The sequence below is a fragment of the Ochrobactrum quorumnocens genome, assembly GCF_002278035.1.
Taxonomy (GTDB): Bacteria; Pseudomonadota; Alphaproteobacteria; order Rhizobiales; family Rhizobiaceae; genus Brucella; species Brucella quorumnocens.
Genome location: NZ_CP022604.1, coordinates 808630 through 821093, shown reverse-complemented (window position 1 = coordinate 821093; position 12464 = coordinate 808630). Strand labels below are relative to the sequence as shown.

Here is a 12464-nt window from a genome sequence, read left to right as displayed (position 1 = left end):
TATCTGAAAGGCATAACAGCGCCCTGCCCCACTGAATGAAACATTCTCCGCGTTCGGAAAATTATCACCGCGATCGTTACGGTTTTTGGAAAGATTTGGCGCATGTGAGCCAACGCGCAAGATTGCTTGCCTTCAATTAACTGGGCGCGCCTCTAAAATCCCATGGATCGCACATAGCGACATCGGCTCAGCACGCAGAATCGATGACTTTCAAATTTATGTACCCGAAGGGACTGACTTTCAGCCTTGGGTGCCGGACAGGATTCGCAAGGAGAGAGCGTTGGGCACATATCTGCTCGCCAGCGGCGACGTTCTGGTAATTCTGGCCGGAATCCTCTCCGTCATTTATCTTTCGTTGAAGAAGAAGGCAAAATAGCCTCAGCTTTCGGCACGGAATCACATCGCTCTTTGGCACGTGAACCCCATTTTTTGAGGCAAACTCACAAACGCAAAAAACGCTGAATCAAAACAATGACTGCAGCGATCAAACTCAAATATTTAGTAGATAAGGAAAAGAACGCGAGGTGCGCCATTTTCATCAAGATTTCTGTTTGATTTCCTGAATGAAAATGGCGCGAGTGACGGGGCTCGAACCCGCGACCTCCGGCGTGACAGGCCGGCACTCTAACCAACTGAGCTACACCCGCGCATTTCATTTTCAGCCGCTTGGCTGAGTAGTCACCGGCGTTTCCGTTCGGTGTGAGCGGTCGTTTAAGGGGTTCTCTCACCAGTGTCAAGCGAGTGGTTTGAAGAAAAAAGAAGAATTTTGTTTTTATTCGAAAAGCCGCGCATTTATGGGGTTCCGAGTTTGGCCTGCTTTATCCACACCGGCACGCCCCTCCCCGGAAGGTATTCAAAATTCACATGAATTGGAATCGCGATTCAAATCGGCGATCATGAAGCGTACAATTCCAGGTGCTCTAATAGGGATGTCTCTGCCAGTTATAATTGATGAAGCTTGTGGATTGTAGCCGGAGAAATAAAAAGAATGCATTTTTGTAATTTTGCGCTTGCACTCTTCGAACGAATTGCCTAAACGGCTCTCACAGCGGCTGATAAGTCAGTCGGGCGATTAGCTCAGTTGGTAGAGCGCTTCGTTTACACCGAAGATGTCGGGAGTTCGAGTCTCTCATCGCCCACCATATTTTCCAATCACTTAGATCGAAAATATAAAGTTTCCCATAGGTTCAATGAACCTCTCCGGCTTAAGAGCCCACATACGTCCCTCCCTAAAATATCCTTCGAACTGGCTCTGAATAATAGACCATCTCAACGCTGAGAATTTGCGCCCTATTTTGTCCTGTTCGGGAGAATCATACGTGCGGGCGGTCCACACATACTTACCCATGGCGGAGATACAGGCGATGGATTCTCTGTAGAAACGCTCGAATCACATTTCGATTTTATTTCCCACAGATCTCGTGATTGCCCGGAATCGCCCACCTCACAAAACTCGTATGAGAAAGACAACTCAAAACTAGCAACAGTTGCTAGGGCTGCGTTGGGTTGCGCCTTGCACGAATAGGCTTGCGTTCTTCAGCCCCTTCAGGCGCCCCCATTTTACAGCACCCAATGCCTGCTCCGATTCAAAACTTCACGCTAAAATTGGCATTAACGCCGTTTTGAATATAATCCGAGCCAAATTGTCCCTGATAAGCAACCCCAAGCTTGGTAGTTGGTGTCATCGCGAAATCGAGCCCGGCTTCGATGAAAGCTGTATCCCTGCCAATCGAATTGCCAGCCGACGTGAAGGCGTTGGAGCCCACCGCAAAGCTCGCCGTTGACGTTGGGATTACATCGCCAAAGGCATGCCTCCAACCGAGATCCATACGGACAGTTGTGAGGGCGTTGCCAAGATTAAAGCTGGTCGCTGCGCGAATGCCGAGCATCGACAGTGTTGTATCCATGCTACCAGATTGAACCGCGAGCGCAGCACCATTCTGATCGCTTTCTGTAAAGCCATCAGTTCTGACATGCACATAAGCAAGATTGGCGTAAGGCTCTAGAGTAGAACGCTGGCTGAGATTGTACTTATACCCAAGTTCGCCAAAGGCTTGGAAAGTACCGGCATTATAGTCAGCCGACAGGTTGTCGGAGAATCCATTGAAGCTGACCGAACGGCTCAATTCAATATTATGCCAGGAATAGCTCAGACCGGTGCGCAGACCGATGGAGCCCTGTGCCGCGGCCCATTCAGTTCCTGTATAGGCACCCAATGTATAATTATCGCTGGAGCCGGAAGAATGGAGGCTCGCAGTTTTAAAGGTAGAACGGCTGTAACCCGCCATAACGCCGAGCCGCCAGTTATCATAGACACTGCCGTCAATACCGGAAATGAAACCACCCAGTGTGGATTTGGTGCGAGCAGCATTGTCATCACCCGACTGGCTTGCCCAACTACCAAACACAGTTCCCCAAGCTGCATAGCGGTTAAGATCTTCCGAACTGTTTGTCTCAGACGCGACTTTATCAATAGCGCCTGCAGCTTGAGTTGATTTTTGTTGCGGAGCGAAGGCAAGTACTGAAACCGGATTGACTGGCGTACCGCCAAATGCCTGCGACAGACGGTTAGTGACCGACAAACGTGTCGCCCCGCTGGCGTTGATCAATACCCCGTTCGCGGATGCATAGGCCTCGCCGCTCAATTGCGGCAATGCCGAACGAATGGTTGAACCGTCAGTGGCTGAGAAATCCAGAGCTGCGATAAGCGGTTCGAGCTGTGGCGAGGGATTAACAACAAGCCTGTCCAGAACATTCCCCACATTGTGGGCGTTTTCGCTACCGGCGTATTGTTCATAGGCATGAACATCACGGCTCAGAGAGACGGTATAGGATGCATTGCCATTATCGGTCGCGGTTGCATTCAGTGTTGGCGAGGCAAGCGTGGTGGTGACTTCGGTAAAAGCACCATTCACCGTATTGGCCTGCAGCCACAGATCCGAAGTAATGCTGAAACCATTGCCATAGAATCCGCGCTCGGGCGCAAAGCTTAAGGTGCCGTCGAGATCGGCACCTCCAGTCACGATCAGGTTGCTGATATGCTTCTGGTTATTAAAGGCCAGTTGCAGTCTGCCACTATCGGACTGCTCATAATTGCCATCAATGAAGATGGCACTGCCCGGCAGAGATGAGAACAAGGTCCCTCGATTAACGAAGTAACGATCGTCATTGATCCGGTACTGACCACGACCTGCAAGTGTCGCTTCTTGACCCACAATAACTTCGTAAAGATCGTGATTGCCAGTAAGGGTTGATGAACCACCCCAAAACTGCAGCGACAGGTTATCGCCAGTAATGTTGTCAGCATAACTGATATTGAAATTTGCGTCCGTGTTATCGGTGGCTTTCCCCTGATCATCAGCTTCCAGTCCGAAGCGAAGCTGGGTCAAACGCAGATCGTTATTCTCATCCATTTCCCGATAATTGGAAACAATGTCACCAGTAATGCTTGCTCCCTGCATCACATTGATTTCACCGACATAGGCATTGTCCGACATGTAGATCGCGGCCCTGCTTCCTGCCACTCGCCCCGTCAGGTCGAACGTTGAGACAAGCGGGCCGCTGACTTCGGCGAGCGCTGCTGCATAATAGTCGGGAAAATAGTTTTCGAGATCAGCCACCTGCGAAGTGACAAAGTAAGAGCCACGATATTCAGTATCGTCACCCATAGAATTGTGACCAAAGTCAAAGCTGACCGCGATACCGTTTTCACCCAGCGCCTCGACATCGCCGCGCTGTGTCAGAGTGTGATCTCTTCCATAGGCAAACATAACGCCAAGGCCATTTAAACCGTCAGCATAGACGCGTGTGCCAGGTAAAATGATCAAATCATTGCCAATACCATCGACACGAATGCCTGCGCCGCCAGCACCTGCAGAGAGCAAATCGGCGCGTTGAATTACGGTGTTGTCACTGCCATAGACATGCAAGCCAAGGCCCATCGTTGCCGTGTTGAATGTATTGGGAATATAGCCAGTACCTTCACTATTACGAGCGAAGAAAGGATTGTCATTGAGAAGCGTGACGCCATCGTTATAGACCGAGTATCCAAATAAATTGCGACGATCAATCGTATAGCCAATATCCTGCAGCGCCGCGAATTCAGCCTCCCTCAACGACATATAGTTGGAATATTGCTGATGGCTCATCATGCTGTTTCTCAGCTCGACATGCGAAAAAGGCTGATCCAGTCTTCCAGGCTGCAGACTTGAGTCAACGCGCAGTGGGATGCCCGGCATTGCGCCGTTGAGAACCTCATCCACGTGAGAGCCGGAAAAGTAAGCCCAACCAGCACTGACATCAAAAGTGTCTGCACCTTCCTCGGCGGCGTAACAATAATTGCAGATTATGGTCTGATTGGCTGCCGCTGCCTTGCCATTACCATCGATCAAATGGCTGCTCCAGGCATTGAGTACAGATTGGAATTCCGCTTCCACCGGAGCGCCAGGTTGTTGATCGTAATTGACCGAAGCCGATATACCCAGCGCATGCGCCATTTCATGAATGAGCGTACTGGTCATATCTACCTGAGAGGTCTGAATCAGTTGTGATGGAACAAATGGCTGCTCCCAATCCCAATCCATCTTGCCAATTGATATCATCCCATGCGCTCCGTCGAGGAGTTGTGCCGGATCGATCAAGCCATTGTTTAAAGCCGCATTGACCAGTGTGCCGGCGCCATTCACCTCTGTGGCAATAGGGCTGTATGCAAATGCGTTTTCTTCTTCTTCTGTACCGATATTGATGATGGCGGGGTTTATTCCCGGTCTAATCTTTATAATATCTGACCAGTATTGAGCTGCTGAATAGATACGGTCTAGCGTTGCGGGATCAAAAACCCAACTCGACGGCTTTTCCCCATCATAAGTTCCATCATTTGGATAGAACAGATGCAGGTCAAAAACTTTATTGCCATTGGCATCATGAATTTCATGGGGCGTGAATGCGTGAGCAGAGCCGGAAAAAATGCCGGACAAAAGTCCCGCTGAAAGACAGGTGCTCGATGCCAAAGCCAACATGGATACTAGTTTCATTCTGATTCCCCTGCCCCAAATACACTTACCGCTAATACAGGACAGTAAAGTGTCAGGAAAAACCATCACTGAAATTTGGTAGCTGTTAAAAGGGTAAACACGACATCGGAAAGAAGGGGAGTTTCTATTGAAGGGGTATATTTCGAGTAAGGCGATAGCTTTTGGTTCTTCCATGCCGGCTGGAGAATCCACGCCGTCCTAAAGCATGTCGCGCTCAAATGGATTCATTTGAGCTCCCACCCACATGCGACAGTTAAAAGAATCCAGAGTGAGCGCCGTGGGTGCGATTAAGCGCGACACGCTCTAACGCTGCGTTCCTTTAGAAAAATTTGTGGCCGAGGCCCCCGCCCGAGATGCAACCAAGAACGCACTTTCACTCAAATCACGCTTTAAGTAAGTGGGTCCAAAGTCAAGGTGCGCGACGGGCTAACCATGACCTTTTACCCCCCCGTTAGAATACGAGCTTTGTTTCCTAAATCTCATCTTCTCAAAGTCTACCTACAAATATGGCCCCATCTCCGGGGCCATATTTTTTTACTATCATAGTCTCTTTTTAGCAGAATTCGTTCACCACTTGGCTTTGAACCCAACGGTCCCTTTGAGCGCATAACTGTCCGCGAAGTGATTGAGGGCCGTGTTGATGGAGCCCTCGCCATAAATGGCATATTTATTGTCAGCCCAGGCATAAGTGCCGCCAGCACCAATCCCGCCCCAGGTCTTGTCATTGTCGGTGTCAAAATCAACCCCTGCCACGTTGACTGTCGTACCGCCCAGGAACTGCTGATAGAGATTGGCAATGCCATAGACATTGGTGTTGACAGTCATGCCGTCATCGTTCTTCCAGTCATTGCGATAATTGGCGGCAAGGCCGATGCGACCAGTCAGACTGTCGCCATCATGCAAGCTGACCCGGCTGCCCCAAGTATCATGAAACGCATCCGCATCGATTGAAGACCACATCAGTTGTGCCTGCGGTGTCAGAGACCAGCTCTGATTGATGGCAAACCGCTGACCGGCTTCAAGGCTCATCGCATAGCCGGTTGCTTTGCTGCCATCAGCAAGACCTTTATTGGCCGTGGTGGAGTTGAGATCATTGTCGAACCACGTCACCTGTGCCTGACCGTCGACATAAAGACCGTCATTGCCATACCAGGTGGCCGTAGCACCAAGGCTCCAAGCATCGGTGCTGATATCGCCATCACCATGGAAAGAAGAGACGTCGCCCTTGGCATGTCCATATTGGCCAGTGATGCCAGCGATCAGTTTGCCGTTCTCACCCTCATAGAATTGGCCATCAACGCCCGCCTGCATTGTAAGCGTGTTGATGTCCTGCTTCATGCGCGATGTAGAGGTGTCCGGTTCCAGACGGTTATGTGCTCCTTCGACGCGCGCCCAAATGCCGTAATTGTCCACAACGGCACCATTATCTGCACCATTGCCGTTCTCTCCGGTCCAGTAGCGGTTGCCCACGCGTTGCTGGAGGGTTGGCAACTTGTTGAGCGCCAGCATATTCTGCGCATAGCCTTCATAAACTGGCACACCCGCACTGTAACGAGGTTCTGGATCAGGGCCGGGATTTGGACCATCGACGTGGCTTGAGAGATACCAGTCACCGTCATCCGGTGTATTGGTGCCGCCTTGCTCCAGCGTATAGGCATAAGCGCCGCCCACCACCGCCTGTTGGCCATCTTTAGTCTGATAGCTGTTGGCGAGCGAAAAAGTCCCACCAGAGTTGCCGCCAATATCGACAACCTTAATGCCATTGACCGTCTGCGCACCTGTGCCGCCGACATTGTTGACATAGAGCTTCGTGGAACCGGACGTGTTGCCGCCGACTTTCAGCATATCGGTCTTGGAATCGTCACCGCCCAGAACCGTATTGATCGTCATCATGCCGCCGTTGCCAGCATAATTGCCTGTCACATTCAGTGTGGTGCCACCATTGCCGCCAAAATTGACATGACCGTCATTGATGAGCGCAGCCATCGACGTCGAGAAGCCACCAAGGTCAATGCCTGAGCCATTTGCAACCGTGTAAACAGATGCACCAGACAAAGCGCCTTGTGCAGCCTGTATGAGTTTGCCTTCGTTAACATTCGTTGCGCCACTGTAGCTGCTGGTTCCCGAAAGAGTCAGGTCACCAAGACCATTCTTGGTCAGAGAACCCGAACCATCGATTACACCGGCAAATGTCGTATCGATCGCTTGATCAAGAGTGAGATCGCCGGACCTCATCGCCACATTGCCCGCGCCAGCCAGACCACCAACGGTGGTGTTGAAACCGGCAAGGTCAGCTTTTGCGCCATCATTGACCGTTAGAAGACCAGAACCGAAGGCATGATCGGCGGCACCCGCCTGTGCTGTGCCCTTCTCGACCGTCAGACCACCAGAGAAACTGTTGCCGCCGGAAAGGAGCAAGGTGCCGTCACCACGCTTCCAGACGCGACCATCACCGGAAAGTGCTTGTGTAACGGCAAAGCTATTGCTGGCATCGGCGATGTCAAACCCGCCGCCATGACTGCCAAGCGTCATGGCGCGATCTGTCGACGTATACTGTGTACCAGTAACCTGCAGCGTACCGCCATCGAGCGTCAGCCCACCATCTGCATTGCCAAGCTTGGCATCAGACGAGACCGAAAGTGTGCCGCCTGTAATCGTCGTACCGCCGGAATAACTATTATCCTCGGTCAGCGTGGTCGTCCCGGCTCCCATTTGGGTGACTGAACCCGTACCGCTGATTACATTCGAGAATGTCACATCATCGGAACGATTAAAGGCCAACACGCCCTTATGCGTCGCATCCGTCCCCGTGCTAACATCAACCGCGAGATCACCGCTCGTGCCCCCCATCCCCAAGCTGCAACATGCCGCCAGTAATGTTCATCGTGCCGGTATAAGCAGAATTATCACCCGTAAAGACAGTCGTTCCAGCAATCTGGTTGATCGTGCCCTTGCCGCTGATCGCTGCGCGAACCGTGGTTCCATCTGTCGTGTTGAAGTTCAGAACGCCGTTGCTGCCGCCACCGTTCCGATTGAACTTGATTGCATCAACGTTCAAGTTTCCTGCGGCTTTTGCGGACTGACCGACCTCACCGCCAACGTTAACAATGCCGGTTGTCCCATTGTCATAGGCAATATGCAGTAAGCGATCATTGATGCTACCGCCGTCATAGATATCCAGTTTACCATCGCTCTGCTGCCCGACGATGATGCCATCCTGACCATTCCACGCAGAACCTTCGCCCGATATAATGGCAGTCCCTGTTCCTTTAAAAGAACCCAGGCTGATCTGGCTCCCCGTCACCTGCCCACCATCGGCTATCATCAGATCGCCCTCCCCTTCAAAGCCAACGTTGATGACATTATCGTGAGCATTAAACACCGACCCCTGACCCGTAATAATCAAGTGCCCCGTGCTTCCCGCTTCGGCCCCAACAACGATGTTATTACCAACAGCTGTCGGTGAATCTACACGGCCACCATTACTGACAGTGAGAGTTGCACTATCACTTAACTCTTCTCCAATAGTGATCCCCCCGGTGGTCACAGAAAGAGTGGAACCCTTGCCATCAACAGTAACAGATGCCGGATCGGAAAGATTCCAGTAGCCGATCAGCAAAGTTTGACTGGTTACAGAGGCACCACCCATAATGTTCAATGTACCTGAGCCGGAATCCCCGACTGTCAGACTCTCGTCCGACAGATCCCAGTTGGTCACTCCTGCTGGCGGGGGTGGTGAAACGCTACCGGTATAGGTAATCGAAGGATCGGCGAAAGCAGCCGAGGACAACAGCATGGCGCAACCCAGTACGAGGGCCGCGAGAGAAGCACCTGACCTTAGTGCAATTTGGCTGTGATTTAATATTTTGATGCTTGGCATTAATATTCCTGCTCCACAGACCCTAAGTCTAGAATTCAAAGCTTCGTTAAATTAGTATTCAAATAAATATATTTTATATTACTAAATTAAATAAACATTAATATTGATTTCAATATACTTATTATTTGAATGGATATCATAAAAATAACGTTAATCAATCCGGGATATTATTTTTAATATTAAACATTAATAATATTAATTGTTACGTTTACTTCACTACAGAACACGCTTAATCCAATTCTCTGAGAGACATTCTGCCGATGCGGCCCCAGATCAGCTGGTTGCTGCGATGGAACAATATCTCTTATAGCGACACGAACAGCCGAACACATTCGAGCGCCGAGATATGCAATTGTCATTGAGCATTGCGCTCCCGTGTTTCGATGATGGCGATCAGTCCAGCCACGCCGAAACCGGCGGACGCACATGGCATAGGCTGTGGACCGATCAGATTGAAGATGAAGCCGCCGAACAGCGTGTCGACACCTGAACCGGGCGACGTAAGCTTCAGACCATTCGCCTTTTGGGGGCAATGTATATCATTGGAATTTTCAGAGAATTCACCGCAATCCTAGAGCGAGTGCCGTGGGTGCGATCAAGCGCGACACGCTCTACAGCATAATTCTTTAAACTTGAATCAGTTTAAGGTAAAATTATGCTGTAAATATAAAGTGTTAGAGCGACCTTTGTGCGCCCAAGAGGGCGCACGGCGCTCTAATGCGTAGACCCAAGCAAATCAGCGCAACAAAAAAGGCCGGGGCAAAAATGCACCGACCTTCCTGATCATCAATGTCTACCAGTGCCAGTACATCCGTGGTCAAAAGCGTCAATTGATGAAGGCTATTGCGAGCGACAGACGCGTTCCAGCGCTCATCAGCAATGCCTATGCCGAGATGTATAGAATGATATTGTGTTCAAAGAAAGTTTGATAACAAAAAACTCAGGTTCGACGAGAAAACTTCAATCTTCCGCGCAACTCAAGACATGTAATGATCAGCACGGCACCGATGCCATAGGCCAGCACATCAAGCCAGTCAGGTGTAGCACCGAGGATGATCCTCAGTGCTCGATTGCCAATTTCGATACCGGTAATCTTTGCGAGATATTGACCCAGCTCGATGGCGACACCAATCAAGAAGGCTGCAACGGCCAACAAAATTCTGTTCCCATCAATCATGATGCGCAAAGCGGAATAGACAAAGATCACTGCGATCACATCGCCCAGAAAGCTTCTTATCCAGCCCAAGCCAGCCCCCGCTGTGGCTAAGGCCGCTAACGCGAGGAAGAGAGCAATGGCGGTGATGAGTGCCGTCAGAGAAAACTTGAACTGCAACAAGATCTCCTCAAAATCAGCCCTCGAAGGCTTTGAGCGCAAATTGTTTAGCCTGAAACAATTGAATTAAAATCCGCCACCCCTGCAAAGCGCGCAGCGCGGACCTTGCCGAATTTACTTTCATCAACGACCAGATGCTTTTGTAAAGCTCGCTGCATCGCCATCTGCTTGACCGGCACTTCATGAAAGTGAGAGCAGGTTACACCGTGCTGATCATCCACTCCGCCTGCTGACATGAAAGCCTTGTTGATATTCACGCGCTTGAGAACTTCAATGCCCTCGTCACTCGAAAATGAAGCCGCTTCGGGGTGATAAACACCGCCAAGCACGATCAACCGGACATCATCCCGACGAGATAGAATCTCAGCAACATTCAGGGAATAACAAACCACAGTGATGTGCTGATTATGCGGAATCAACTGCGCCAGATGCGGTGTTGTCGTGCCACAATCGATGAACACGGTATCATGCGGCTCGATGAGCGCGGCGGCAGCGGCACATGCCAGAATCTTCGCGTTGGCATGACAGTCTTTTTCAAAATCAAAGACATAATCGCTGTCGTTTCCATTATCCTGAACAGGAATAATGTAACCACCCAAACAATTGAGCGGTCCGGTATCATTGCTTATATCCCGGCGGATTGTCATTTCTGACACGCCGAGCCTCAAGGCCGCATCGCGAATACGCACGACTCCTGTTTCGTCCACAAGGGCTGCGAGTTCGGCAATCCGTTCGTCTTTACGGCTGATTCTGCTCACTGATTCCCCATTTCGGTTGCTGCTCACCTTCGTTTAGCTTGCCGCATCAATTGGTGCAATTGCGACGACACATACTTGACAGGTCGAACAGAAATATGAAACGATCCAAACATAATGATCGAATTGTAACATTATAATTCGCATTATCGGGAGGTTCTGACAACAAGAATTTATGGCAAGCGGCAGCGCAACATGCAGCCAGCGCCAAAGAGAGGAATTTGCGGCGCTTAGTGCTGCAAAGGAGGAGACACTGGTGTCAGCATCAAGCAGCGAAGCACCAGCGTAAAAATCAGTAGTCACCAATCTCGTCTGACGATGATGCGTTTAGGCGGGGGCTATTCATTTCCAGGGAGGAAATACCGGTGAAGAAGTTTATCGCGTCCATGGCTATTGCCATGTCTGTTGCCGTGCCACATGCTTTTGCTGAAGGCGTCGTCGATACATCCAAGATCAACAAAGATCTGATCACAACCGCAAACGATAAGAAATACACGATTGCGACGGTTGTTAAGGTCGACGGAATTGCCTGGTTCGACCGTATGCGTGATGGTGTTGAACAGTTCAAGTCAGATACCGGCAACGACGTGTGGATGGTCGGCCCAAGCCAGGCAGATGCTGCAGCTCAGGTGCAGATCGTCGAAAACCTGATCGCACAGGGCGTTGACGCTATTGCCATCGTGCCGTTCTCGGTTGAGGCGGTGGAACCAGTCTTGAAGAAGGCTCGTGAACGCGGCATCGTCGTCGTCAGCCATGAAGCTTCCAACATTCAGAATGTCGACTATGACATCGAAGCCTTCGACAACAAGGCTTACGGCGCGAACCTGATGAAGGAACTCGGCAAGTCGATGGGCGGCAAAGGTAAGTATGTTGCTACTGTCGGCAGCCTGACCTCGAAGTCACAGATGGAATGGGTTGATGGTGCCGTCGAGTACCAGAAGGCCAATTTCCCGGAAATGTCGCAGGCAACCGAACGTCTCGAAACCTATGACGATGCAAACACCGACTATAACAAGCTCAAAGAAGCGATGACCGCTTATCCGGACATCACCGGCATTCTCGGGGCTCCGATGCCAACTTCTGCTGGCGCTGGCCGTCTGATTGCCGAAGGTGGCCTGAAGGGCAAAGTCTCTTTCGCAGGCACAGGTCTTGTGTCGGTGGCCGGTGAATACATCAAGAATGATGACGTTCAGTACATTCAGTTCTGGGACCCGGCCGTCGCAGGCTATGCCATGAACATGCTGGCAGTTGCAGCGCTTGAAAAGAAGAATGAGCAAATCAAGGCTGGTCTAAATCTCGGCCTGCCTGGCTATGAAAGCCTGATCGCTCCTGACGCTTCCAAGCCAAACCTGCTCTACGGCGCAGGCTGGGTCGGCGTAACCAAGGAAAACATGGATCAGTACGATTTTTAATCGTTGCTGAACAGGAGAAAGAGGCCCTCGCCTCTTTCTCCCCATTCCATC

The 12464-nt window shown here is 50.7% G+C and carries 7 protein-coding genes and 2 tRNA genes; 3 read left to right on the top strand and 6 right to left on the bottom strand.

What is annotated here, in order from left to right; genetic code table 11:
• Nucleotides 1-570: 570 nt before the first annotated feature.
• Nucleotides 571-647, bottom strand: a tRNA-Asp gene (locus CES85_RS13415).
• 419 nt (nt 648-1066) lie between these two features.
• Here CES85_RS13415 and CES85_RS13410 point away from each other — a divergent pair.
• A tRNA-Val gene (locus tag CES85_RS13410) sits at nt 1067-1142 on the top strand.
• Between the two features lie 444 nt (nt 1143-1586).
• Here CES85_RS13410 and CES85_RS13400 read toward each other — a convergent pair.
• The 3 genes from CES85_RS13400 to CES85_RS13390 form a co-directional block, all read right to left on the bottom strand.
• Nucleotides 1587-5033 (bottom strand): autotransporter family protein, encoded by a 3447-nt coding sequence (locus CES85_RS13400; RefSeq protein ID WP_244923284.1) that lies wholly within the window; start codon nt 5031-5033, stop codon nt 1587-1589.
• A 567-nt stretch (nt 5034-5600) separates the two neighbouring features.
• A complete protein-coding gene (locus tag CES85_RS13395; RefSeq protein ID WP_095446433.1) occupies nt 5601-7883 on the bottom strand; it encodes an autotransporter family protein in 2283 nt (760 codons plus the stop codon).
• Entirely contained in the window at nt 7864-8829 is a 966-nt protein-coding gene (locus tag CES85_RS13390) for a hypothetical protein (RefSeq protein ID WP_167388295.1), read from the bottom strand. Before CES85_RS13390 ends, CES85_RS13395 begins: the two co-directional genes overlap by 20 nt.
• Nucleotides 8830-9259: 430 nt before the next feature.
• On the opposite strand from CES85_RS13390, the gene CES85_RS27155 reads away from it, so the two are divergent.
• On the top strand, nt 9260-9403 hold the full coding sequence (locus CES85_RS27155; protein ID WP_157743457.1) for a hypothetical protein: 144 nt from the start codon (nt 9260-9262) through the stop codon (nt 9401-9403).
• A gap of 450 nt (nt 9404-9853) precedes the next feature.
• On the opposite strand, the gene CES85_RS13385 is transcribed toward CES85_RS27155, so the two are convergent.
• Together CES85_RS13385 and CES85_RS13380 are read right to left on the bottom strand one after the other, a co-directional pair.
• Nucleotides 9854-10246: a ribosomal maturation YjgA family protein gene (locus tag CES85_RS13385; RefSeq protein ID WP_095446431.1), complete on the bottom strand. Its 393-nt coding sequence runs from the start codon at nt 10244-10246 to the stop codon at nt 9854-9856.
• Nucleotides 10247-10293: 47 nt separating this feature from the next.
• A complete protein-coding gene (locus CES85_RS13380) occupies nt 10294-11004 on the bottom strand; it encodes a DeoR/GlpR family DNA-binding transcription regulator (protein ID WP_095446430.1) in 711 nt (236 codons plus the stop codon).
• Between the two features lie 362 nt (nt 11005-11366).
• Between CES85_RS13380 and CES85_RS13375 the strand changes: the two genes are divergently transcribed.
• Nucleotides 11367-12413 carry an autoinducer 2 ABC transporter substrate-binding protein gene (locus CES85_RS13375; RefSeq protein WP_167388294.1) on the top strand — a complete coding sequence of 349 codons (1047 nt, stop codon included), beginning with the start codon at nt 11367-11369 and terminating at the stop codon, nt 12411-12413.
• The last annotated feature ends 51 nt before the right edge of the window (nt 12414-12464 follow it).

What these genes read in the sequence shown, in the direction of transcription:
- CES85_RS13400 (WP_244923284.1), bottom strand. Translation starts at nt 5,033, where the DNA reads ATGAAACTAGTATCCATGTTGGCTTTGGCATCGAGCACCTGTCTTTCA.
- CES85_RS13395 (WP_095446433.1), bottom strand. Translation starts at nt 7,883, where the DNA reads ATGGGGGGCACGAGCGGTGATCTCGCGGTTGATGTTAGCACGGGGACG.
- CES85_RS13390 (WP_167388295.1), bottom strand. Translation starts at nt 8,829, where the DNA reads ATGCTGTTGTCCTCGGCTGCTTTCGCCGATCCTTCGATTACCTATACC.
- CES85_RS27155 (WP_157743457.1), top strand. Translation starts at nt 9,260, where the DNA reads ATGCAATTGTCATTGAGCATTGCGCTCCCGTGTTTCGATGATGGCGAT.